Source organism: Neolewinella sp., from assembly GCF_965214665.1.
In the GTDB taxonomy this organism is placed as follows: domain Bacteria; phylum Bacteroidota; class Bacteroidia; order Chitinophagales; family Saprospiraceae; genus Neolewinella.
The window spans coordinates 1685472-1709680 of sequence record NZ_OZ243970.1; the positions used below are offsets into that span (position 1 = coordinate 1685472).

Sequence of the window (24209 nt, forward strand, 5' to 3'; positions counted from 1 at the left end):
CCCATGCGCGTGTTCTTTTTTCTGCTTTGTCTACCCTTTTTGTTCCTTTCCTGCGGTTCCGACGCGGAATTATCCCAGGATACCGCTGCCCAGCTGGAGGGCCGCTGGGAACTGGTGGAGGCCCGGCGGGATAATGTAAAGACCGGCCTACTGGAGGGGCTCTACCTCGTATTTGGCCCCGCCGGCGAGTTCGAGACCAATCTACTCACGGATACTCCCCAACGGGGCACGTACCGGCGCGAGGCGGAAGAGATCACTACCGAGGGCGTAGAAATGCCGCTGACCTACCAGATCGTAGCCCTCGAGGGCGACGTACTCACGCTACAGGCGCGCATCGAGGGCTATATCTTTAACTTCCTGATGCAGCGGGCTGGGGCAGCGGGTGGGGGCATCCCCGGAGATCAGCCGACGGACTAGCGCAGGAAAAAGTGCCGCAGGTCGCCGACGGTTTCGACCTGGCTGGCTTCCTCCTCGGTGAGGTAGTACTCCAGGCGGCGTTCGAGGCCGGCTACGAGTAGGTCGATGTCCATCGTATCCAGAAACAGATCCTCGCGCAGGCGGGTGAAACCGTGGAGGCGCTCACTGGGTAGCTGCAGTTCGGTACTCAGGGTGTGCATCAGGGAGGCCGAGCGGGCGGCGGCGGCCATGGGAGTGGTGGTCATTCAAGTGTTCGTTGGGCCGCCAGCCGGCTGGCACGGGTTAGAGAAGCGAATATTCGCTGGAAAGAACGACGGGGTGGTGGCATGCGTTGCCTGGGGGTCAAAATTTATTCGTCGGCCAACCGTTCTGGGGGCTGAGGCATTTGTTTCCGGCGGCGCGCGTCTGCCCGCCGCGCTTAATTTTCTTCTTCTATGAGTGATTTTTCCGGGCTGGACCGCCACGCCCCCCGCCGCTGGAACACCGCCCCCTTTGGGGAGGACAGTTGGACTATGTTTAAGGTGATAAGTGAGTTCGTCGAGGGCTTCGAGGTGATGAACCGCATCGGCCCCTGTGTGAGCATCTTCGGCTCGGCTCGCACCAAGCCCGACCACAAGTACTACAAAACGGCCACTGAGATCGGCCGCCTCCTGGTGCGCCAGGGCTACGGCATCATCACCGGCGGAGGTCCGGGCATCATGGAGGCCGGCAATAAGGGGGCCCACGACAGCAAGGGAGCAAGCATCGGTCTCAACATCGACCTGCCCTTCGAGCAGAGCAGCAACGCCTACGTCGACCACGACAAGGACATCGACTTCCGCTACTTCTTCGTGCGTAAGGTGATGTTCGTCAAGTACGCCCAGGCCTTCGTCTGCTGCCCCGGCGGCTTCGGCACCATGGACGAGCTCTTCGAGGTGCTCACCCTGATTCAGACCAAAAAGATCACTCCCGTGCCGGTCATCCTGGTTGGCACCGACTACTGGACCGGCCTGCGCGAGTGGATTTTTGAGACGATGTCGACCCGCGAGCGTACCATCAGCCCCGAGGACATGGACCTTATCCCACTGGTGGATACTCCGGAGGAGGTACTGGCGATCATCCAGGAGTTTTACGATGAGAAGGGGGGGCGGCTGGCGCCTAACTATAAGCTCTGACTGCCTCCCGCTGCCGCACCGCCGTCACCCCCCGCAGCTCCGCCAGCTGCCGCAGCGCCCGCCGGTGGGCCAGTACATCGCGCGCGATCAGTTGCCGGTCGCGACCGTTAGGGATTTCCGCGCGGGCATCCTCCAGCAGGGCACTGATCTCCTTCGTGACGGAGTAGGTATGGGTCAGGGAGTTGCTGGCCTTCTGCAGTAGGTGGTAGAGCATCTGAAACATACGGCGCACCACCAGGGGATCCTGCTTGGCGTAGCAGCGCATCTCCTGCATCAGGGCAGCCAGGACATCGCCGTAGTCGTGGCGGGCATACCAGACCTCCTCGCCCTCCTGGGCCAAATAGAAGTTGTGCAGGGGCGTGGTCATGAGCTGACTGAGCACCTCCGTTTGCCGGTCGATCACCATGAGGGCCGTGCCGGGGTCGTTGATGCCGGGGGACATAGCTTTAAGTGCGATCTCGGTGAGCTGCTTGAGGTTCGGTAGGTACCAATCGTCGAATTGATCGCGTATGGGGGCCACCGTATCGAGTACGTCCTCGACCTGTTCATGCTTTAGCAACCGCTCGGACTGTAGCAGTGGAAAACCCTGGGGTACGTACTCGCCCTTACACACCCCGATGAAAAATCGCGTGCCGTACTTCCGCCCCAGGAGAGAAATTGCCCGGTGGTTAACGCTGCCTACGTAGCCTCCGATAGGAGAGGCAATCGGGTACCAATCCCGCACCTCCCGGGGCAGGGCCTTCTCAGCATAGCCAGCTTTCCCCAGGTGCAGCTCGTTCGCAAGCGAGTCAATCGCATCTCGGGCCGAAGCGTCGACGATGCTATCGACCTGGATCTTTTTCGTGATCGCCGTGACGAAATAGACGAATAGGCAGAGGCAGATGATACCCAGCACGGTGCACACCAGAATGGAAAAGTTGGGAATCTTATAATCGTCGCTGCTGCGGATTGATAGCAGCACGGTGATCGTAAGTACGATGGTCGCCAGGTTGAGCCCCATGACGAATTGCAGCGCCCGGTCGCCGGTCAGCTTCGGCAGCAGCCGGGGGGAGTAGCTGCCGGCCACCTGATTGAGCAGGATCATGATCTGCGAAAAAGTGAACACCGTCAGCGTGATGAGTCCGCCAATGAACATGCCCAGGATGGTGCGGGCAGTGTCCTGACTGGTGATGGCCAGGGCCGGAAAAATGTCCATGGTAGACTGGCTAACACTAGTCGAATTCTCCAAGTAGAAGAATAGGAAGCCGAGCAACACGGCCGCAGCGATCATCGGCACGGGTAAAAAAGCTACGCTGCGCACCGCCTGCTTGAAGAAGTTTTGAAGCGTACGGTAATATGGGGTCATGGGCGAGTGCATCTGGCCGGCTACCGCAGCCGCCGAAAGATCTGGGCTACCGCGGGACACACCAGCGTATTCCGTAGGGTCAACGGTAGGATCTGCACCATGTTCTTACGGTCGGTGTGGGGATAGGCCCGGCAGGCCCGGGGGCGGGCGGCATAGACGGAGCAGTAGTTGTCGGGCCCGAGAAACGGACAGGGAGCTTGGTTGAGCACGTAATCCCCGTCGCCATCGAGATGAAGGTACTGCGCCACCAACTCGGCCGGACGGATACCCAGGTGGCGCGCTAGGCGGTCAATATCGATGTCGCGAAAGATCGGGCTGGTCGTCTTACAGCAGTTGGCGCACTTCAGGCAGTCGATTTCGGCGAAGGCCGCTTCGTGCAGGGTGTGAATCCGCTCGTCGAGGTCCCGGGGCGTACGCTGGCGCAGGCGGCTCACCAGTTTACGGTTGCGTTTGTACTCCGCGGCGGCCCGGTCGAGGCTATACGGCAATGGGGGCTCGGATGGCTGGCCAGGGGTCATAGTTCAGCAGCTGGATATCGTCGTAGGTGAGCGCAAAGATACCCGGTGCGTCGTCGGCAACCCGTACGGTGGGCAGCGGGCGGGGGGCACGGGTGAGCTGCTCGCGCGCTTGTTCCAGGTGATTAGTGTATAGGTGAGCGTCGCCCAGAGTGTGGACAAAGTCGCCTACCCCTAGGTCACATTCACGGGCCACCAACTGAGTGAGCAGGGCGTAGGAGGCCACGTTGAAGGGTACGCCCAGAAATACGTCCGCCGAACGCTGGTAGAGCTGGCAGCTGAGTCGGCCCTCCGCGACGTAGAACTGAAAAAGGGTGTGGCAGGGGGGCAGTCCGGCCTTAGCCATGGCGGGAATCTCCTCCGGGTTCCAGGCCGTGACGATGTGGCGGCGGCTGCTGGGGTTGCGCCTGATGCCTTCGATGACGTCCCGCAGTTGGTCTACGCCATTGAAATCGCGCCACTGCTTACCGTACACCGGGCCGAGTTCGCCCCACCGGCGGGAAAAGTTTTCGTCGGCGGCAATCTGGGCGACAAACTCCCTAAGAGCGGTCTTCCAGGCAGCACTGTGCTTGGGCAGTCCCTCAGAACGGCCCGTCTGCTCCAGGTAGTGCTGGAAGGGCCACTCGTTCCAGATGCGCACGCCATGTTGCACCAGGTAGCGGATGTTGGTATCGCCGCGAATGAACCACAGCAACTCATGCACCACGCTTTTCCAGTGTACCCGCTTGGTGGTAAGCAGGGGGAAGCCGGCACGTAGGTCGTAACGCGATTGGTAGCCAAACACCGATAGCGTCCCGGTACCCGTGCGATCGCCCTTCGCGGTACCCGCCTCGAGGATGTGGCGCAGTAGGTGGTGGTAGGTATTCATGGCGGAGCGGAATTGGGGGAAAGATAAAACTATAATCAGGTACCCGTTCTTTACCATAGGGACGCGATAACACGGTTTACCCGTACGCCCCAACACCTCCGTTTACACACCGGCCGCCCGCCCGTCGGATAATCACCAGAATGAACTTTCAAGTATTCGACGGTAAAACCGCCATCGTGACCGGTGGTGCCGCAGGCATCGGTTTCGGCATTTCCAAGTACCTCATCGAGAACGGTGCCGCGGTGGTCGTCAACGACCTTTCCGAGGAGCGCACTCACCAGGCCGTCAGTGAACTCAACGCCCTCGGGATCGGTCGGGCCTACGCCTGCGTGGGCGACGCCAGCTCCGTGGAGTTCATCAACCACATGGTTGATTTTGCCGTGGGCCTGCCCGACAGCCAGCTCGAGATGGTGGTGGCCAACGCCGGGCTCACCGAGTTCGGTGACTTTTTCACCTTCACGGAGCGTAGCTTCGACAGGGTGGTCGATCTGAATCTGAAGGGCACCTTCTTTTTGGCCCAGGCCACCGCCCGCAGGATGAAGCAACGACGCTCCGGGGGGCGTATTATACTGATCGGCTCCAACGTCGGTAACCGCGCCTACCACAACCTGGCCGCCTACGGCATGTCGAAGGCCGGAATTGCCATGCTGGCCCAGCAACTCACGCTCGACCTCGCTCCCCTGGGCATCACCGTCAACTGCGTCTCGCCCGGAGCGACGCTGACCGAGCGCACCCGGCAGGAGGAGCCCGATTACGCCGGCGTCTGGGCTAGACTCAATCCCACCGGACGGGTGGGCCTACCCGAGGACGTAGCCGCCGCGGTAGGCTTCCTGCTCAGCCCGGCGGCCCGTCACATTACCGGGCAGCAGCTACTGGTCGACGGTGGCTGGACCGGCTACGCTCCCTCGCCTCACTTCGTCCAGCGTGTGCTCGACGAGGAGAAAAAAGAGGTCGGCTAGGCCACTTTCCCCGCCCTTAGGCGTTTACCCTGCCGTATTCCCTTCACAACACGAACTACCAACATGACACGCACCGCACTTTTCACCTGCCTCTTCGGTAGCCTACTCTTCGCCGCCGGCTGCAACACGCCCTCCAGCGGGACTACCACCCCCGCTACCGGTGAGGATACGCCGGCTACCACGACCACCGCACCGACTACGGGTACGGATAACGATAACATGGATAGTAGCGGTGGCACGATGAGTGGAGAGAACTACACCGTCACCACCCTCGATACCACCATCAAAAGTCCCCGTAAGGAGCTTAAGGGCACTGTCGACGGGGTGGACGTAACGATCAACTACGGTAGCCCCTCGGTCAACGCACGCACCATCTACGGCGACCTGGTCCCCTACGGTAAGGTCTGGCGCACGGGTGCCAACGAGGCTACCCGTATCACCTTCGCCCAGCCCGTCAGGGTAGGCAGTGAGGGCACCGAGTTGGCCGCCGGCACCTACTCTCTGTTCACCATGCCCAACGACAAGAACGACTGGACCATCATCTTCAATAAGACCGCCGACCAGTGGGGGGCCTACGATTACGCCGATGCCGATGACGTAGCCCGGGTAAAGGGTACGGCTACCGCCCTCAACTCCCCGGCGGAGAAAATGGATTTCGCCCTGGAGGGCAACGAAGTTGCCCTGATGTGGTCCGACCTGAAGGTGAGCTTCCCCGTCTCCGCCGCGGCGAAATAACCGCCCCTACCGCCACCCGCCCCCGCCCCCGCTGCTGTCCCGCTTAGCCCGGCCCAGTAAATCACGCCCCTCGCTTGGTAAAGGCACCTCGCGGGGGGCTTCCTCGTATTTGTGGGTGAAGACCTGCGTCTCCTCGCGCCACACGCCGTTTTCGCCCAGTACCAGCATATTGTAACTGCCGTCGGGCATGCTGACCGGCCCCTCTCCGTAACTGCCCGGCACCAGCACTAGATTCTCGTAAACCACGCCGCCGAGATCGGCATCGTACCGCAGGGCCATGGTAGCCTCCGCGCCGTAGATCATGATCATACGCACGCGATCGGCCAGCAGTAGGTCGGACTCCGTATAGGTCTCGAAGACCGGCAACCCGAACACCGCCTGGCCGCCGGCGTCGAAACGTAGTACGTCCAGTACCTTGCGGCGTCGGTAGGCCTCGTAGCTGTCGTAGCCGAGCACGAAGTAGTAGGGACGGTCTTCGTAGGTACCGCCCTCCACAATGGTGTAGACCACGTAGCCCAACCAGTTGTCGGCGCCGACAATCGCATTTTCCGGATTTTCCAGCCAGGTATCCCCCCGATCCACGAGCGGCTCCAGCTCAAGCTCCTTGCTGTTTTTCTGAATGGCCCCGTAGTGCCGGTAACCGTCGCGGTCAACCATCAGCTCCCAGCTAAAGATGCGAAAGCTCCGGTCGGGGGCATACTGAATACTCATTCCCGGTAGCGCGTCAAAGCTATAGGCAAAGGAGTTCGGCCGGTCGAGCGCGGTGACCAGCTCACGGATCAGATCGCGACAGGCCTGGAAGCGGAGCTCGGCCGAGCTATCGGTGTAGACCGTTTCCACCAAGGCCGCCATACGACCTTCGGCCTCCTCCAGGACCTGCCGGTCTTTTTTCGCCAGCTCGCCGGCCGATTGCCCCCACAGCGGGATGCTCAGCTGGCTGAGGAACAAAACGAAAACTACTGCGGTACGGTAGTGCATAGTCGGGGAAGTGCTGCTGCTAATACGCCCCGCCGCCCCGGAAAGTATGACCGCCGCCCCTACATTTGCATTATGATAACAGTCGACTTCTCCGGCCGCACCGCCCTGGTCACCGGCAGTAGCCGGGGCGTGGGTCGGGCCACCGCTACCCTACTCGCCCAGGCCGGTGCCCGCGTCTGCGTGCACTACCACCAGCGCCAGGAAGAAGCTAAGCAGCTGCTCGCTTCCCTACCCGGCGCGGGTCATGCTCTGCTACAGGCCGATCTGAGCGATCCGCGTGCCGCCCGCCGCCTCGTCGACGGGGCCGTCACCAAGCTCGGGCGGCTGGATATCCTAGTCAACAACGCCGGTATCTTCCGCCCCCACCCCGTCGACGGCAGCATGCCCTTCGAGGAGTGGCTCGCTACCTTTCAGGAGACCCTTAATACCAATCTCGTCGGACCGGCCGCCGCCGCCTTTCAGGCCATCCAACACATGCGCCGTAGCCGGGGGGGCGGCACCATCGTCAACATCGGCAGCCGGGGGGCCTACCGCGGCGAGGCCGGGCAGGTCGGCTACGGGGCGGCCAAGGCCGGTCTGCACAGCCTCAGTCAGAGCCTGGCCCGCGAGGTCGGCACCGACAACATCACCGTACACGCCGTGGCCCCCGGCTTCATCGAAACGGCCATGGTCCGGTCGCACCTCCAGGGAGCGGCTGGCGAGGCGGTCCGCGCCCAGAGCCCCCTCAACCGCGTAGCTACCGTGGAGGAGGTGGCCCGCGCCGTACTTTACCTCGCCAGCCCCGAGGCCCGCTTCACTACCGGCGGTGTCCTCGATCTGAACGGAGCCAGCTACCTACACTAGCGTATGGAACAGAGCCTATATGAGGTCAGTGAGGATTACATCTACCACTTCGCCGAGTGGGTTAAACTGGCCGTGGAGCTCTGTGGCGTGCTGGTCATCGCCTGGGGCGTGATGATTTCGCTCTGGCTCTACGCCCGCCGCATCTTTACCCGTACAGAGCAGGACTTTATCGCCCTACGCCTCACCCTGGCCCGCTACCTCATCGTGGCCCTGGAGTTTCAGTTAGCGGCCGATATCATCAGCACAGCCATTGCCCCGGGCTGGGACCAGATCGGTAAACTCGCCGCCATCGCCACCATCCGTACCGTCCTCAATTACTTCCTAGAAAAAGAAATCGACGCCGAGGTAGAGGCCATCAAAACCGGCGACCGCAACACCTTCGAAGATCGCATGGACGAGGCGGCCGATGAGTAAAGGGGGCGGGGCCGCGGGTACGGCGTGGGTCGAACACCACCGGGTGCTCCCCGCGTTGATGCAATAAAATCCTATCCCCCATGGCAGATAAGTCACACGAAAAGATCTACGACGAGTTTAAGGAAGTCGTCAATATGGCCCCGCAGGAGCTGGAAGACTGGCTTGAGACGCAGGAGTCTAAGTCCGTCGGCGATACCAGCGGCAGCGATAAGGAGAGCACCGGGCACAAGAGTGGCAAAAAGATCATCGAGATCAAGGGCAAGAATAAGGCTGACCTGACCGACGAGGACTACAAACACATGAATAAGGTAGTGGGCTACGTGCACCGCCACCTGGCCCAACGCCCCAAGGAGGTGGAGGGCAGCGACTGGGCCTATAGCCTCAAGAACTGGGGCCACGACCCCACCAAATAGTTGGTCCGCGGGTAGACTAAGGGGGAACTCGCCAACGTACCTTAGCTAATGTATCGACTCGCGTACCTTTTCCTGTTCGTGGTGCTTGCACCTGCGCTCCCCGCCCAAACCCGGTACGACGGCCAGATTGCGGCCATCGAGCGCATGCTCCAACAGGGTAAGTATGCTACGGCAGGTGCGCAGAGCGAGGCCCTGATCCAGGAGGGCCAGCAACAACAATTGCCTAAAGTAGAAGCCTACGGTAATTACCTGCGCGGCCGGGCCCTGCTGGAAAACCCCTCCTCTACGGCCAATCAACGGATTGCCGGCGTGCGCGCCCTCCGGATTGCCTCGGCGGGCTTCAGTGAGGTGGGACTGACGGCTGCGGCAGATTCAGTGGCCGCGCGCCTACGGCAAATCGCCGGTGCGGACTCCCTGGGGGTAGTCTCCGAACTGCCCACGCTGCGCAGCTTCGGCCGACCACGACGACAAAACGAGGAGGCGCTCGACCAGACGGCGCTCGGAGCCATCGTCGCTTTACAGAACCAGGAGATCGAGGCCCTCACCGATACCCAGCTGCGGCAGTTGCTCCGCATCCAGCAGCAGGATATGTCGATCGATAGTTTCCGCTTCCAGGCGCTCAATGATAGTTTTGCGCTGATGCAACAGGATATGCTACTGGAAGAGCAGCGGGCTCTGACGCAGGAAGAGCGGCAGCGGCGCAATTTCTTCATCGTGCTCGCCCTCGGCGTACTCGTCGCGCTGGCGCTACTCTATCTGCGGTACCGTTCGTCGCAGCGATTTCAGGCGTTACTGCGGGAAAAGAACCGTCGCATTCAGGAGGAGCAAAAACGGTCTAATGATCTACTTCTGAACATATTACCCCACTCCGTTGCCAAAGAGCTTAAGGATAGCGGGAAGGCCCGCGCGCGGCGCTTTGCCGGGGCCACGGTATTCTTCTCCGATTTCGTGGCCTTTAGTGAGATCGCTGCTCGGACGGAACCCGAGGAGCTGGTGCGGATGCTGGACGATACCTTCCGGGCATTCGACGAGATCACCGAGCGGCACGGACTGGAGAAGATCAAGACCATCGGCGATGCCTACATGTGCGTGTGCGGCGTACCGGAACCCGACCCCGACCACGCGGTAAAGACGGTGCGCGCGGCCCTCGAGATTCAGCGTTACCTGGAGCGGGAGGGCGAGTTTACCGCCCGGATCGGTATTCACAGCGGGGAGGTAGTAGCCGGCGTGGTGGGGCAAAAGAAGTTCGCCTATGACATCTGGGGCGATACCGTCAACCAGGCTGCCCGGCTAGAGGCCGCCGGTGCCCCCGGGGAGGTGACCATCAGCCAGGCCACCTGCAACCTGCTTGGTGAGCACTTCTTCTGTGAACACATCGGCACCTTCGAGGCCAAAAATATCGGCGTAATGGACCGCTACCGGGTGCACGAAAAGCAACTGGTCTAGGCTCGACCCAACCGGCTGACGTAGAAGCCGTCGTAGCCATCGCGCTGTGGCAGGTAGCTATGGCTGTGCTCTAGGGTCCAGCCCTGCCCGTGCTCAGAGGCCAGGAAGGCTTGGACCTGTCGTTCGTTCTCGCGGGGTAGCACGCTGCAGGTGGCGTACACCAATTTCCCGCCCGGTCTAACCATGCGGCTGTAGCGGCTTAGGATGTCAGTCTGTTCTGCTACGACCCGGTCGATGGCTTCGGGATAGAGCTTCCACTTCGCATCGGGGTTACGGCGCAGCACGCCAAGGCCGGAGCAGGGCACGTCAAGGAGGACGCGGTCGGCCTTTCCCGTGAGCCGCTTGACGACCTTAGAATTGGTAATGGCGCGGGCCTCCAGGTTCGTGACCCCGGCGCGGCGGGCCCGGCGCTTGAGCTCGTCGAGCTTCCAGCCGTGAATATCAAGACTTAGTAGCCGACCTTTATTCTCCATCAGGGCGGCTAGGTGAAGACTCTTGCCGCCAGCCCCAGCGCAGGCGTCGATGACCAGTTGTCCGGGTTCCACCTCCAGGGCGGGGGCGGCCCGCTGGCTACTGAGGTCCTGTAGCTCGAAGAGCCCGTCACGAAAGGCCCGGGTGCGAAACAGGTTCCTGCGCTCGGTGACTAGCAGGGCGTCGGCGTCGAGGGGTTCGGTGAGGATGTCCTCGGTGGCAAGCGCCTGCTGCACGGTGGCTTTATCTGCCTTCAGCCGATTCACCCGCAGAACCACCGGAGCCTGCTGGTTGAGGGCGGCAATGGTGGACGTCCACTCCGCGCCGAGCTGCTCCTCCCCCAGCTCATCCAGCCAATCGGGGATGCTTTCGCGCAGGGCCCGCTGCGTACGAGCCAGGGCGAGCTGATCCTGTAGGTCGCTCATATTCAGCCCCTGAAATTCCCGCCAGTCCGGCAGGACGAAGCCGTTCAGCAGCAAGTGTACGCCGATCAAGCGCCAGTAGTCGGACTTTTGCCGCGGCTCGCCGCCGGCCAGATGGGCATACAGGCGGTAGTAGCGCACCACCCCGTAGGTATGCTCGGCGATGAAGGCGCGGTCGCGGCTACCGCGGCGCTTATCGGCCTTGAGCACACGGGCGATCTCGCGGTCGGCGTAGGCCCCGTTTTCGAAGATGTTTTGCAGGGCCTCGGCGATGGCCTCGATCTGGGCGGCGTAGAATCTACTCATTCTACCGCAGCGCCGGAGATGGTAGACCCAAACATGATCGCATTCATAAACAGTCGATTGCCGCCGTACCAGAAGCCCCGAAAGTTGGGGTTACTGGCAAAGGCGATGGTGCGCCCACCGTTTACGCCGCTGACGAGCACCGCCGCCGAACCGGCCGCCGACTCCGCAAACTCACGGGGACTGTACCCACTCACCAGGGGCGCGTCGGTATACCGCAGCGGCGTGGCGTAGACGTTCTCGGCCGGTTCGTAGAGCAGGGTGCCGGTGCGGAAGACTGGTATCTCCTCGCGCTGCATGCCGAACAGCAGGGGGTGCGTCAGGTCACCCTCCGCCATGTAGATCGAGCCCCCTAGTACCCGGCCGCTCCGGTCGCGGTAGGCCATTTCGTAGGGGCGCTGGGTGATGCTGGAGTCCGGGTCGGTGACCTTGCGGGTGGTGATCTTGGCCAGTCCGTTCTTAGCCGCCCAGCTGCCGGCGCGCTCCATGGTTATGAGGACCCGGTCGCTGCCCATCCAGTCCTTCAGGGCGGTGGCAACATCTTCGTGGAGGTCGCCGTAGCTGCCGTCCGGCATGATGATGGTATTGTAGCGGCTCAGGTCGGTCTCGGCCACCTCGTCGATGGGCAGTTTGGTGATCGGGATGCCGAAGCGCTGGTCCAGTAGGTGCCAGGCCTCACCGGCGTCGAGGCTGTTCGTGCCCCCTGCTACCAGTAGGGCGATCTCGGGCTTGCGCAGGGTCTGGTAGGCGGCGCGGGAGCCGAACATAAGGCCGCCGGCATCAACCGTACCGCTGGCGGCGGGGATGAAGTCCAGACCGGTCTCGTTTTCAACCTCCGTAATCAGGGCGTGCAGTTCATCGGCCGACATATCCTGCCCCACTACCGGGATCATGGCCGTGCCGCGCCCGAAGGTGTTGTGGCCTCCACCAGTCGCAAAGGGTTGGTCGCTGACCTTTACCCGTACCCCAGCGTCGAGGAGCTGGTACACTGCCTTCACGGCATAATAATCGTTTGACGGGAGCAGGTAGGCATACGCTGCCTGCGTGTGGTCTACAGCCGGCATGCTTGCCCCGCGGTCAAAGGCTGACCAGGTCTGTCCTCCCGGAGCCCCGCCACTCACCTCCCGGTACGGCAGGTTGAAGGCCATGGGCAGGGAAAAGGTCGACACGTCGTAGAAGAGGCTATCCTCGAATTCCAGGATGGGCTCGAAGGCCGCTTCGGTAAAGGGCGTTTTGGGTACGTAGTAGGCTTCGCGCTCGCCGTCCGTACTGTGCTGCACCGGCAGGTCGTGGCGTGAAAGGATGTTGGCCAGTTCCCGGGCCCGCCCCGGGTCGCCGTCGGCATCAATGACGTAGCCCGACTGGGTCACCCCGCCCAGATTAAAGTCGCGTTGGTAGGTCAGCAGTTCATCCCGCAGCTCCCCGAAGGCCTCCAGCGTACTCAGCGCCGTAGTGACCTGATTGCGGATGGTAAAGGGGAATTCCAGCAGTCCGTTCTCCGTCTCCTGCAGGTGCCCCCGCGAGCTGGCCTGCTCGAACAGGATGCCCACCGCCCCGTGGATGTCGGGGTAGGTCGAGCCCTTCCCGTAGTAGAAATCGTCGTAGCCCTCCCCACTGTAGTAGAGCGAGCCGATCTCGTCGAGCGCGGCGGCGTGGTAGGTCCCGATGCGGGCGGTCAGGTCCTGATTGATCTGCGGCGTACCGGGGTGCACCCGCGTCGGCTCCCCGGGCATAAAGAAGAAGGTAGCGTCCTTGCCCATCTCGTGGTGGTCGGTCAGCACGTTCGGTTTCCAGCGGTGGAAAGCGGCAATGCGGGCCCGGCTCTCGGGGTGCTGCACGGGTAGCCAGTCGCGGTTCAGGTCGAACCAGTAGTGGTTTGACCGCCCGCGGGGGTAGGCCTCGTTGTACTCCCGGTCGTTGGGGTCGGCTGTCAGCGCCTTATTCTTATGGCTATTTACCCAGCTGGCGAAGCGGTTCAGCCCGTCGGGGTTGTAGGCCGGATCGAAGACTACAATGTTCTTTTCCAGCACCTCCCCCACCTCACTCAGCGGTGCGGCGGCCAGGTAGTAGGCTACTAGCGGAGCGGCATTCCCACCACTCGGCTCGTTGCCGTGGATCGAGAAGCCCTGGTAGAGCACGGCGGGCACTCGGTCGATATCTGCCTCGCTGAGCCCCCCGTCGGGCTCGTTCCAGTTCACGTGCAGGGTGCGCAGCTCCTCCAACCGCGCGTGATTCTCCGGGCTGGTAAAGATCAGGTTGAGCAGCGGGCGGTCCTCGTAGGTCCGGCCGATCTCCACCAGTTCGATCCGGTTGCTACTCGCCGCCAGCAGCCGCATGTAGGCCTGCTGCAGGTCGTGCGAGATGTGCCAGTCCCCGATCTGCCAACCCAGGAAACTCTCCGGCGTGGGGATGCTGGGGTCGTACTCCAGGTCGGGCAGGTAGTAGGTCAGCGAGCGGTCGGCCTCCGTATTAGCACTCTGGGCGCGGACGCAGGTGCAAAGCAAGACGAGAGAAAGCAAGATGAACGTACGCAAGGCAGTGGGATAGTTAGTTGCCGCAAAGTACTGCGTCAGCAGGGGATGGGCCCCCTAATGTAAGCTCTACGACTGCGCTATCTCACGCCAGCACCCCCCGCACCACCTCCCCGTGCACGTCCGTCAGCCGGTACCGCCGCCCCTGGTGCTTGTACACCAGTGCCTCGTGGTCGATACCCAGCAGGTGCAGCAGCGTAGCCTGGAAATCATGCACGTGCACCCCGTTACTAGCCACGTTGTACCCAAAGGCATCGGTAGTTCCGTACACCGTACCGGCCTTCACCCCCGCCCCGGCCAGCCACATACTGAAGCAGCCCGGGTGGTGATCGCGCCCGAAGCCCCGCTCGGTCAGCCGGCCCTGACAAAAACTGGTGCGGCCGAACTCCCCCCCCCAAATGACGAGCGTATCCTCTAGCAGCCCACGCTGCTTCAGGTCGGTGATGAGGGCAGCGGCCGGCTGATCGGTCATGCGGGCCTGATCCTGCATCCCCCCGTAGAGGGCACCGTGGTGATCCCATCCGGTGTGGTAGAGCTGGATGAAGCGCACATCCCGTTCGGCCAGTCGCCGGGCCCGTAGGCAGTTGAAGGCGAAGGTGCCGGGGGTACGGGCGTCCGGACCGTAAAGGTCATAGATGTAGTCGGGCTCCTCGTCCAGGTCCAGCGCCTCGGGCACTGAGGTTTGCATTCGGAAGGCCATCTCGTACTGGGCGATGCGCGCCTGGATTTCGGGGTCGTTCCAGCGGTCGTCCTGCTGCTCGTTGAGCTCGCGGATCAGATCGAGCTGCCCACGGCGCTCCGTGGTCGATACCCCCTCCGGATTATTGAGGTAGAGTACCGGATCGGCCCCGCCCCGGAGTTGCACGCCCTGGTGCTGACTGGGTAGAAAGCCACAGCCCCAGGCCGCCGGCGAGAGCGGCTGCCCTCCCTTGCCCAGGCTATTGAGTACCACGAAGGCCGGTAGGTTCTCGTTTTCCGAGCCCAGGCCGTAGCTAAGCCACGCCCCGATGCCGGGCCGTCCCGGCTGCTGAGAGCCCGTCTGGATGAAACTCACCGCCGGCGTATGGTTGATCGCCTCGGTGTACAGGGAATTGATGATGCACAGCTCATCGACTACGGCAGCCGTATAGGGAAAGAGCTCACTGACCCAGGCCCCGCTCTCACCGTGCTGCTTAAAGTCAAAGGCCGGTTGCACGAGTGGAAAGCTGCTCTGGTCGGTGACCATGCCGGAGTTGCGCTGGGTGGATTTTATGCTGGGGGGTATCTCCTTGCCGTGCCACTTGGCTAGCTCCGGCTTATAGTCGAACGACTCCAGCTGCGAGGGTGCCCCGCTCATGAAGAGGTAGATTACCCGCCTGGCCTTAGCGGTCGGCGGCGGCGCACTCGCCAGGAGACCGGAAAGCGCCATGGCCCCCAGACCGTAGGAGGTATCCCGTAAGAAACTGCGCCGACTGAGCATAGGGTAGGGAATTAACGTAGGGTGTAAAAATCACTGGTGTTCATGATGGCATGTAGCGTAGCGGCTAGATTGCCCTCCGTACCGTAGTAGTCGAGTAACAACGCAAGCTCTGCCTCCGCGGGTGGCTGTCCGGTCAGGCGCAGGAAGCCCTCGCGTAGTTGCTCGGTGGGCGTGCGGCGGCCGTCGGAAAGTGCTGTAGCCAAGGCACTGGCCGCCTCACTGTACTGGGGGTCGTTGAGTAGCACCAGGGCCTGGAGCGGGGTATTACTGCGCGGTCGGCGCACGCTGCAAACGGAATTGTCCGGTGCATCGAAGATGAGTTGAGCGGGGTGAATGGCCGAGCGCTTGCGGTAGGTATACAGACTACGCCGGTAGCGGTTCTCGGGCGTGAGCTCCGGGTACTGGTAGCGCCAGTCTTTGTCCGATAACTCATTCCACAGCCCCGCCGGCTGGTAGGGATACACGCTCGGCCCACCAACCCGCCGGTCCAGCAGCCCGCTGGCGGCCAGGGCATTGTCGCGGATCATCTCGGCCGAGAGGCGGAAGCTGGGCCCCCGGGCGAGCAGATCGTTGCTGGGGTCACGCTCCCGTAATGCCCCGTCGGCAGCAGATTGTTGGCGATAGGTCTGCGAGGTGAGAATAAGGCGGTGCAATGCCTTTACGTCCCAGCCCGAATCCACGAACCACCGCGCCAGCCAGTCCAGTAGCGCCGGGTGCGACGGCAGACTGCCCTGGTTCCCAAAGTCCTCCGTGGTCTCCACCAGCCCCCGGCCGAAGTGTAGGGCCCAGACGCGGTTGACGAACACGCGGGCGGTGAGTGGATGGTCGGGTGCGGTCACCCACCGGGCCAGCCCCAGCCGGTTGCGCGGCCACTCATCGCGCCAGGGGTAGACGGCCTCCGGTACCCCGGCCTCCACGGGCACGGTCGGCGCATCGTACATGCCGCGATCGAGCACGTAAGTGGGCCGGGGCTCGGGTAGGTCACCCATGACCATAATCTCGGGGATCGCATTGAGCGTGTCGTTGAGCCGGCCGCGCAGGGCGGTAAGGGTCGTGTTCTCGGGCGGCCCATCGGCCCGGCTCAGGTCACGGGCAAATACACGCAGCTCGTCGATACCCAGTCCCAGGGCCAGTTTTGATTTCGCCTTCGTGCCGATCTCCAGCCCCTGAAATCCGTAGGTATGAACGTCATACTCGTACAGGATCCCCTTGTACAGGTTGTCGTACTCTACCGTCACGGCGGCGGGCTTTCCGTCCAGGAATAGGTGAAACCCTTCCGCCCGGCTGCTTCCGTCGTAGGTGACCAGCACGTCCGTCCATTCCCGGGCCGGCAGCGGGGCCGTGGTGGTAATCTGAATGGCGTTGTTGGGGTAGCTATGGGCCATGATGACCCGTAGCCGGTTGCCCACGAGGTGCAGGGAGTACCCCTTCAGGCCCAGCCGCAGCTCCTCGTTGTGGTAGAGTACGCCGACGTCTTCGTATACGGTATCGGGGCGCAGCGCTACGGCGATCGACCAAGGCTGGTGCCGGTCGCGCCACCCTACCTTATCCGGAAAAGCCAGGTGGGTGAACTCATTCAGGTACAGGGCCTTACCCCGCCTGCCCGGACCCACCCGGGGCTCCTCAACGGTTAGGGTTCGATCGGTCGCCCCCGCCAGATCGGTAGTCCGGTGCTTACCCTGACCCCCGAAGCGGTCGAAGGAAGCATAGACCCCGCCGGGGGCACGGGCCGCGTCCGGTACCGCCTGTGGGTTGTAGGCAGATAGTTTGGCCTCCTGGTCTGCAATGAGCCCCTTGATGTAGTCGATGATGGAATCCTGCCGCGCATCGCTCAGCAGCAGGGCCGGGCCCGGCGTCTGGTCCGGTCCGTATACTGCCGTACCCAGCTCCGCCGTACTGTTGAACATGGCAAAGGTGCTATAATAGTCGCGCTGGCTCACCGGATCGTACTTGTGGTCGTGGCACTGCGCGCACTCGATGCTCAGTCCCAGAAAGGCTTTACCCAGCGTCAGGGTGCGGTCGGCCACGTACTCTACCCGGGCCTCCTCGAAAACGATACCCGCTTCGGAGTTGCGCTTGTGTAGTCGATTAAACGTAGTGGCAAGCGTCGTCTCTTTGCTCGCCTCCGGCAGTAGATCGCCGGCGAGCTGCTGGGTGATGAAGTCGTCATACGGTAGGTTCTCGTTGAACGCCCGGATCACCCAGTCGCGGTAGGGCCACAGCCGGCGGTGCTTATCGTCCAGGTAGCCGTCTGAGTCGGCGTAGCGGGCCACGTCCATCCAGTGGGCGGCCATGCGCTCCCCGTAGGCGGGGCGGGCCAGTAGCGTGTCGATCAGATCATCGTAATCGTTGACCGTAAAGCCGGTTAGCTCGTCCGCCGTCGGGGGCAGGCCGGTCAGGCTCAGAGTGGCCCGTCGCAGTAAGGTGGCCGCGCTGGCCGGTGCACTCGGCTGTAGGCCCTCCCGTTGCAGCCGCTCGTAGACGAAGGCGTCGATCGGGTTACGCCCCCACTCACCCAGCGGGGGTACCTGCACCGGCTCGGGTGGCCGGAAGGCCCAGTGATCGCGGTATTCGCCACCAGTGTCGGCCCACTTTATGAGCGCGGCGCGTTCCTCATCCGTGAGCGTGAGCTGACTCTCCGGTGGTGGCATCATGACCTCCGGCTCGTCACTCAGCAGGCGGTGCCGTAGTTCACCCTCCAGGGCGCGGGCGCGGGTGCTACGCTCTTCGTCGGTAAGCCCGGGATGGTCACTCGCCAGATCCAGCCGTAGATTCCCCTTGCGCGTCCCGGCGTCCGGCCCGTGACAGGCGAAGCATTTATCGGAAAGTACCGGCTTGACGTCAAAATTATAGTCCATCTCCTCCGGCAGGGCCACGTAGGCGTCGGCTACCTCAGAGGGCAACTCCTGAGCACAGCGGGCGAGCAGCACGAGACAGCAGCCGAGAATAAACCTTAGGTACATGATCCGGGATGATTACGCAACTAATATACGGTGAGAGTGGCGGTTTTACTAGCTTGCTAAACCGTTTCGTTAACCGTTAACGGTGCCGTACTTTAGCCCACCATGACTGCAGTAGTCGACCGCATCATTGCCAGCAAGTCCTTTGGCCGTTCGGTCACCTATGCCAATTTGTTACGGTATCTGGTGGCCTGTTCGGAGAGTGGTGACCCGCCGAAGGAGGTCACCATCGCGGCCGACATCCTCGGCAAGCACGACTTCGATAGCAGCCAGAGCAGCCTAGTACGGGTACACATCTACAAACTGCGCAAAAAGCTAGCCGCCTACTACGCCCGGGAGGGTGCGGCAGAGACGATCCGACTACGTATTCCGAAGGGGTCCTATGCGATTACCTACGAGGGGGTGACAGCACCCGCGGCCCCGCCCCCGGAAACGCCCCCACCCGCTCCAATGCCGGATACTGCCCGCCGCCGTAGATCGGTCTACCCGGTCCTGCTAGTAACGCTCGTGCTTGGTGCGGTACTTACCGCCTGGTGGTACGGCAGGGCTAGTCACACGCCGCCCGCACCGCCGCCCTTCTGGGTCGAAATATTCGAAAGCCCACGGCCCAAGCAACTGCTGATCGGTGACCTGCTGATGTACGAAGACACCCTGGCCGCGGAAAGCATCACGCTGCGTAACGGAGGGGTAAACTCGCGCGAGGAGTTCGACCGGTACCGATCTACGGAAGGTGACGCCGGGTCACGCTACCGCCTACTCTCCTATGGCCTGGTAATGCGCAATAGTACCCTGGACGTGAAGTACTTAACCGAGCTATTTACGGCCTACGGTAGCGACTTCGAGATCGCGACCATGTCACGCTTCAACCCGCGCGAGCTGGCGGGCCACGACCTAATCGTAACGGGCATGCTGAAGACCCACGGGCTGTTTCGCACCTACTTTCCCCGGGCCCGGCTGCAACTCAGCGGTCCGGATACCCTGACGCTGACGCAGGCCGATGGTAGCCGGCGCACCTTCACCACCAGCGGAGACCCCGACCGCCGGCATACCGATTACGGCCTGATCCGCAAGACCCGCGGACCGAACGGCACCGTAATCGTAGTGGCGGGCGGGCTCTGGGATACGGCCAGCGCGCAGATGGTCAAAACGATCACCCAACCTACCCTCCTGGCGGAGCTGACCGCCGCCCTGGAGACTGAGTTCGGCACCCTACCCGAGCGCTTTGAAGTACTGTACCGGGTGGAGGGCATTGACCGGATGGAACTGCGGCCGGAACTTATTTGGATGGGGGAGCTTGACGAGTGAGTCGGTCTTAACCCGATCTAGTCTACCCGGTCCGAAAGCCAGCTATTCACTTGCCGCGCGATGTCGCGTAACCACGCTTCCCCCGTCCCCCCTACCGGCACGTAAAGCAGACTACCTTCCCTGACGCTACCACCCGCATCTCTTTCCCCAAAACCTCCCCGCACCTGCGCACGCGCCCCGGGAAGTAGCAGCGCCGTCCGCCGGGCACCGAACTGGCTACCGTACACGTACAGCTGCCGTAGGTCCTGTGCGCTGGGCTGCGCGCCGGAAAGCACCTTCCACTTCGCGTCCAGCACGAAGGTCTCCCTAGCACCGCGCAACACGATGTCGGGACGTAGCTGCGCACTGCCCCCCGCTGATTTCCAGTAGGTCCGACTGGGCTGGACCTCGACCTCATACCCGCACAGGTACCGCCGCAGCGCCACGGCCAGAAAGCGTTCCCAGAGCTCATTCATGTCGAAGAGCAGGGCGAGTACGTGGTCGCGCCCACCGGCTACGTCGGGATGGTAATGCAGCAGGAGTAGGCGGGCGATGGTGAGCGCCGCGGCATACGGACGGGTCTGACGGGTAGTACGCAAGCCAGCGAACGTTGCCTCGGTCACCGCCACGGTAGGCAGCTCTGGAAAACGCTGCCTCAACGTACGTAGATCATTAGCTATCACCGTGTTAACGGCCAGTTCTTCAGCAACTATCAAACCCTGGCGGAGTAGTTGATTGTGGACGAACGCATGGTCATATACACTACGGGCGGTGTAAAAACGCTCACGGTGCACGAGGTTATGTCGCAGTTGCTCACTGAATACGAGCTTCCCCCGCAGGGCGGTTTCGTTTTGCTCCCTGGTAAGGTAGCGACGGGCTAGTCCGCGTTGTAACAGCGTGGTGACTTCGCGGGAGTAGAGCTCCAAGTACAGGTCCAGCAGGTCAGTGGGGCGGGTGCGCAGGTGCGATGTGGTAGGCGCGGCTACCGGGAGCTCGTGGACCACCCGCAGCATATCCAGCAGGCGATCGCGCCAGAAGGGGGCCGGACGGTCGCGGTCGGTTTTGGGCAGTACTTCAAGGTGCAGCTGGCCGGTGCGCAGTACGCCGACGTAGGATTTGAGAACGATACCGCGGTAGCACAGCTCGAAATAGCGCTGCGGACTGGCAGCGTGAAAGCGCTGTAGCCCCTCCAGTTGCCCGGGGGTGAGCGGGCCATCCGGCTGGAGCAGTACTCGGTCGTGCTCGAACACCGTCAGGCGGGTCACAGCAGGGCGTCAAGGGCAGCCAGGAACTGCTCGTCGGTCAGTTGCGTCAGCTCGAGGAGTCGGTAGCGGGGCGCGTCGTCGGCGAATTCCGTAGCGGTACCATCGGCAAAGGGGACAGCGGTATCCAGTCGCTCGAAGAAGCCCATGCCCAGCACCAGCCGAAGCTTGTGGGTGTCGCCGAAAAAGTACTCCTCCAGCAACGGCACCACCTGGTGGGTAAACACCGCCCGCAACACAACTACCGAGCCATCGAGCCCCATAAAGTAGGCATGGCCGATGCGGTGGTCCTTGTCGAGCAGGCGCTCGATGCGGCCGTTGAGGGTGCGCAGCAGCTGTTCTACGGCGATACCGTCGACCCGCAGGTCGGCCAGCAGCTCAGGCTGCGGGGCGATCTCGCGGAAGGTAAAGCGGCGGCGCAGGGCACTGTCGAGGGCCTCCACGCTACGGTCGGCGGTGTTCATGGTGCCGATCAGGTAGAGGTTGGTGGGGATGCCGAAGGTGTCGCGGCTGTAGGGCAGGGTGACGGTGAGCTCCTCCAGCCGGCCCAGGCGCTTGTCGGGCTCGAGCAGGGTGATGAGCTCGCCGAAGACGCGGCTGACGTTGCCGCGGTTGATCTCATCGATAATCAGGACGTAGTTGCTGGAGGCAGGGCGGTGGTCGTGCTCGCGCTCCAGTCCAGCGCGTAGGTCAGCCTTATCCATCGCATAGACAGTCTGCACGCTGAACTGCCGGCCGTATACCGGTTTGATGGGATAGGCGATGTCCTTAAATAACCAGCGCACCGGTCGGAACTGCGAGTAGCGGATGGGTGCGTCGGGCTTGTAGTAATAGTCGCCGGTCACGACCCCGACGGCCCGGATGGTCTGTAGCCCATCGGGCACGAACACCAGATCGCCCACCTGCATACTCACGGCGAAGGTGCGCACAGCGGTGACCTCGTAACTGTTGTATGCCTCGCCCTTCTCCCGTTGCTGTCGGATACGGGCCAGAATTTCCTTTTCGTTGTGCACGCCCGTAAAGTCGACTTCCCCGCCGTAGCCGAGGCTGATGCAGTCATGGGCTATGCAGTAGTCGTAGATACCGGCGTCGTTCGGATCCCGACTATCCCCCAGCGACATCTTGTAGGGCTGCGCCCGGCGAATGATTTGCTTGTCGATGCGTAGTCCGGCCCGCGTACTGGCCGCGGCGGCCGCCTGATTGGCAGTCATCACGGTTTGCACTAGCTCCTTAAAGATGCCGGGTACTAGAGCAAAACCAAGATCGGTAGGTGCCTCATCGACCTCGGTGCCGAGGCGGGGCTTGATGCCCTCCACGAAGTCCTCGTAGCTCAGGCTCTGGTGGAAGGTGGTAAAGACGATGCGCCCCTCGGCCAGCAGGCGGCGGTATTCGTCACGCACCTCACCGCGGCTACGCTCCCCGACCGGGAAGGCGGGATTGGTAATGCGTACGGCCTCATTGACCGTCTCGTAGGTTTTACCGGTACCGGGGGGGCCGTAGAAGATCTGGTTGAGGGGAGTGCCGGGGTCGCGGTCAGTGGGTCGGGGGGGTACTCCGTAGGGTACCGGGTCTTCGGCGAGTTGGTCGGACGGGGTATCGTCATCGCCGAGCGTCTGCCGCTGCTCCACGAGGTCCTGCATGCGGTTGAACTCTTCGGCGGTGATGCGGTGGGCCTCGAAGTCGGGGTGGTCCCGTTTGACCTCTGCGATGAGGCGGTCTACGATGGGGAGGAAGGCTAGCAGGTCCTCCTCGGCGTCGGCGAGGAGGTGGTCGGGGGAGCGGTAAGATTTCTCCTTGCCTTCGATCACTAGCATCTCATCCTTCGTACCACTGCGTTGTGGTTTAGCACGTTCCAGCAATGGATCATCGACATTCCGGAGTTGCTTCAGTAGTGTAAGACAGGCTGCTAACTGGGGGTCTTCACCAACCGTCCGTGGCGCCCGCATATAGAGCTCGTAGCTAAACTCGCTAGCCTTTTGTCTAAAGACCAAATCGATAAGGCTACCTGCATTCCCCGGATACGAGATGGGTATTGTCCAGAAGGTAGTGCTGAAGTAGCGCGAGTTCTCTGTGCCGATAAATATATCCTCCCTGGCCCCCTTACTTGCCTTCTGCCGGGTGCTGAAGCGCAATTCGGGGTCCCGTCGCCGCAGTCCCAGGAGCCAGTCGTAGACGGTGCGTTCGTATTCCTGGTAGGTCACAGGGGATTAGGTTAGGGATAATGATGGTATGCACTATACGAGTGACTCGGAGAAGTTTCCCACGTTGACGACCTCCATAGTTTGTGGCTTGTACCGGTCGATGAAGCTCTTTGCGAAGGTCGCTTTCTTTCGGGGGTTGTACTTAAACTCGTAGGCATGGTACTTGCCACCGGCTGAAATGACAAGGTCGACTTCGGCCTGGGATCTGCTGCGCCAGAAATAAAACTGCCCCCGGCTACCTTGGTTACGGTGTTGCTTGTAGAGCTCGGTAACCATGAAATTTTCCCATAGCGGACCTCGGTCGGCACGCTCATCGAATGGTGTGAAGTCGTCGATTACGGCGTTGCGTATACCGTTGTCTAGGAAGTAAATTTTTTTGGAGGTAGAGATTTCTTTACGTGGGTTAGTGGACAGGGCCGATAGCCGCAGAAGTACGTAGGCGTCCTCTAGCAATTTGATGTAGCGTTGCACCGTCTTGTTGTCTACTCCCAATAGTAGGGACAGTTCCTGGTAACTGACCTCAGCGCCGATCTGATAGGCGAGCGCCCGTAGCAGTTTGACGATTAGGTCTGGCTTTCTTACATCTCCGTACTCTAGGATATCTTTATACAGGTAGGAAGCAGCAATTTCCCGCAGGCGCTCCTCTTTACTGTCGGTAGCAGTGACAACCTCCGGATAACAGCCGGTCACTAGTAGTTCATTCACCCGGTCGAGGGCTGCCGGTAGCCGGATAGCCCCTACGATCTCACTCCAACTGAGCGCGTACAATTCGAACGACCACTTGCGTCCCGTCAGCGGTTCGTTGAGTGAGGAGGCTAGGTTGAGTGATGAGCTGCCCGAAAGGAGCACCTTCACGGGTAGCCGGCCATCGATGCACATTTTGACGGCAAGTCCTACGTTTTCGATCCGTTGGGCCTCGTCGATAACCAAGTAGGAGTACCCGGCGACGAGTTGGGTAAGCAAGCTTCTAGAGATGTCGTTCCACCTCACGCGCGCGGCCGGATCATCGCCGTTGACCCACAGCACGTCAGGTTGTTCGCCTAGCAGCTTTTCGATCAGTGTAGTTTTACCCACCTGCCTTGCACCCTGTAGGATAATGGCTTTGCGATCACCAAGCCTACGTTCGATGGTGGCCCGAATGGTACGTGCTACATTCAATTGCATACCACAAATGTACAATCCTGGACTATACTCCACAAATGACCGGTCATTTGTGGAGTATAGTCCAG

21 protein-coding genes are annotated in these 24209 nt (G+C 61.8%); 9 read left to right on the plus strand and 12 right to left on the minus strand.

Translation table 11 applies throughout. The features are described from left to right. Positions 1-3 precede the first annotated feature (3 nt). On the plus strand, positions 4-417 hold the full coding sequence (locus ACOOHD_RS07575) for a hypothetical protein (RefSeq protein WP_420460962.1): 414 nt from the start codon (positions 4-6) through the stop codon (positions 415-417). On the opposite strand, the gene ACOOHD_RS07580 is transcribed toward ACOOHD_RS07575, so the two are convergent. Next, positions 414-662, minus strand: coding sequence for a hypothetical protein (locus ACOOHD_RS07580; RefSeq protein WP_420460963.1), 249 nt, complete (start codon positions 660-662; stop codon positions 414-416). The genes ACOOHD_RS07575 and ACOOHD_RS07580 overlap by 4 nt on opposite strands. A 189-nt stretch (positions 663-851) precedes the next feature. Between ACOOHD_RS07580 and ACOOHD_RS07585 the strand changes: the two genes are divergently transcribed. Continuing rightward, positions 852-1571, plus strand: a complete 720-nt coding sequence (locus ACOOHD_RS07585; RefSeq protein ID WP_420460964.1) for a TIGR00730 family Rossman fold protein — start codon at positions 852-854, stop codon at positions 1569-1571. On the opposite strand, the gene ACOOHD_RS07590 is transcribed toward ACOOHD_RS07585, so the two are convergent. From ACOOHD_RS07590 to thyA, 3 genes are read right to left on the minus strand one after another with little or no spacing between them, the layout of a single operon-like run. Beyond that, positions 1555-2916 (minus strand): DUF2254 domain-containing protein, encoded by a 1362-nt coding sequence (locus tag ACOOHD_RS07590; RefSeq protein WP_420460965.1) that lies wholly within the window; start codon positions 2914-2916, stop codon positions 1555-1557. The two genes, ACOOHD_RS07585 and ACOOHD_RS07590, sit on opposite strands and share 17 nt — an antisense overlap. Positions 2917-2936: 20 nt before the next feature. After that, positions 2937-3434: a YkgJ family cysteine cluster protein gene (locus ACOOHD_RS07595; RefSeq protein ID WP_420460966.1), complete on the minus strand. Its 498-nt coding sequence runs from the start codon at positions 3432-3434 to the stop codon at positions 2937-2939. Beyond that, positions 3394-4299, minus strand: a complete 906-nt coding sequence (gene thyA / locus ACOOHD_RS07600; RefSeq protein WP_420460967.1) for a thymidylate synthase — start codon at positions 4297-4299, stop codon at positions 3394-3396. Before thyA ends, ACOOHD_RS07595 begins: the two co-directional genes overlap by 41 nt. Before the next feature lie 140 nt (positions 4300-4439). Here thyA and ACOOHD_RS07605 point away from each other — a divergent pair, with 140 nt between their 5' ends. Then, positions 4440-5258: an SDR family NAD(P)-dependent oxidoreductase gene (locus ACOOHD_RS07605; protein WP_420460968.1), complete on the plus strand. Its 819-nt coding sequence runs from the start codon at positions 4440-4442 to the stop codon at positions 5256-5258. Positions 5259-5321: 63 nt separating this feature from the next. Continuing rightward, positions 5322-5993 (plus strand): DUF2911 domain-containing protein, encoded by a 672-nt coding sequence (locus tag ACOOHD_RS07610; protein WP_420460969.1) that lies wholly within the window; start codon positions 5322-5324, stop codon positions 5991-5993. 6 nt (positions 5994-5999) lie between these two features. On the opposite strand, the gene ACOOHD_RS07615 is transcribed toward ACOOHD_RS07610, so the two are convergent. Continuing rightward, the gene (locus ACOOHD_RS07615) at positions 6000-6971 is read right to left on the minus strand and encodes a hypothetical protein (RefSeq protein WP_420460970.1); all 972 of its coding nucleotides are present in this window, start codon (positions 6969-6971) and stop codon (positions 6000-6002) included. 72 nt (positions 6972-7043) lie between these two features. Between ACOOHD_RS07615 and ACOOHD_RS07620 the strand changes: the two genes are divergently transcribed. The 4 genes from ACOOHD_RS07620 to ACOOHD_RS07635 all read left to right on the plus strand — a co-directional run bounded on the left by ACOOHD_RS07620 (position 7044) and on the right by ACOOHD_RS07635 (position 10087). Further along, positions 7044-7814, plus strand: a complete 771-nt coding sequence (locus ACOOHD_RS07620) for an SDR family NAD(P)-dependent oxidoreductase (RefSeq protein WP_420460971.1) — start codon at positions 7044-7046, stop codon at positions 7812-7814. A 3-nt stretch (positions 7815-7817) separates the two neighbouring features. Further along, on the plus strand, positions 7818-8228 hold the full coding sequence (locus tag ACOOHD_RS07625) for a DUF1622 domain-containing protein (protein WP_420460972.1): 411 nt from the start codon (positions 7818-7820) through the stop codon (positions 8226-8228). A gap of 80 nt (positions 8229-8308) precedes the next feature. Then, on the plus strand, positions 8309-8641 hold the full coding sequence (locus ACOOHD_RS07630; protein WP_420460973.1) for a DUF3140 domain-containing protein: 333 nt from the start codon (positions 8309-8311) through the stop codon (positions 8639-8641). Between the two features lie 48 nt (positions 8642-8689). After that, positions 8690-10087, plus strand: a complete 1398-nt coding sequence (locus ACOOHD_RS07635) for an adenylate/guanylate cyclase domain-containing protein (RefSeq protein ID WP_420460974.1) — start codon at positions 8690-8692, stop codon at positions 10085-10087. On the opposite strand, the gene ACOOHD_RS07640 is transcribed toward ACOOHD_RS07635, so the two are convergent. The 4 genes from ACOOHD_RS07640 to ACOOHD_RS07655 form a co-directional block, all read right to left on the minus strand. Next, on the minus strand, positions 10084-11286 hold the full coding sequence (locus tag ACOOHD_RS07640; RefSeq protein WP_420460975.1) for an RsmB/NOP family class I SAM-dependent RNA methyltransferase: 1203 nt from the start codon (positions 11284-11286) through the stop codon (positions 10084-10086). The two genes, ACOOHD_RS07635 and ACOOHD_RS07640, sit on opposite strands and share 4 nt — an antisense overlap. Then, positions 11283-13817, minus strand: coding sequence for a M14 family metallopeptidase (locus ACOOHD_RS07645; protein ID WP_420460976.1), 2535 nt, complete (start codon positions 13815-13817; stop codon positions 11283-11285). Before ACOOHD_RS07645 ends, ACOOHD_RS07640 begins: the two co-directional genes overlap by 4 nt. An 82-nt stretch (positions 13818-13899) precedes the next feature. Then, positions 13900-15273: a DUF1501 domain-containing protein gene (locus ACOOHD_RS07650; protein WP_420460977.1), complete on the minus strand. Its 1374-nt coding sequence runs from the start codon at positions 15271-15273 to the stop codon at positions 13900-13902. 11 nt (positions 15274-15284) lie between these two features. Then, a complete protein-coding gene (locus tag ACOOHD_RS07655) occupies positions 15285-18236 on the minus strand; it encodes a DUF1553 domain-containing protein (protein WP_420460978.1) in 2952 nt (983 codons plus the stop codon). Positions 18237-18338: 102 nt separating this feature from the next. Between ACOOHD_RS07655 and ACOOHD_RS07660 the strand changes: the two genes are divergently transcribed. Next, positions 18339-19538 carry a hypothetical protein gene (locus tag ACOOHD_RS07660; protein ID WP_420460979.1) on the plus strand — a complete coding sequence of 400 codons (1200 nt, stop codon included), beginning with the start codon at positions 18339-18341 and terminating at the stop codon, positions 19536-19538. 17 nt (positions 19539-19555) lie between these two features. Here the strand turns inward: ACOOHD_RS07660 and ACOOHD_RS07665 are convergent, their stop codons facing one another. From ACOOHD_RS07665 to ACOOHD_RS07675, 3 genes are read right to left on the minus strand one after another with little or no spacing between them, the layout of a single operon-like run. Then, the gene (locus tag ACOOHD_RS07665) at positions 19556-20782 is read right to left on the minus strand and encodes an McrC family protein (protein WP_420460980.1); all 1227 of its coding nucleotides are present in this window, start codon (positions 20780-20782) and stop codon (positions 19556-19558) included. Next, a complete protein-coding gene (locus ACOOHD_RS07670; RefSeq protein ID WP_420460981.1) occupies positions 20779-22980 on the minus strand; it encodes an AAA family ATPase in 2202 nt (733 codons plus the stop codon). Before ACOOHD_RS07670 ends, ACOOHD_RS07665 begins: the two co-directional genes overlap by 4 nt. A gap of 33 nt (positions 22981-23013) precedes the next feature. Further along, positions 23014-24144, minus strand: a complete 1131-nt coding sequence (locus tag ACOOHD_RS07675) for an ATP-binding protein (RefSeq protein ID WP_420460982.1) — start codon at positions 24142-24144, stop codon at positions 23014-23016. Positions 24145-24209: the final 65 nt, after the last annotated feature.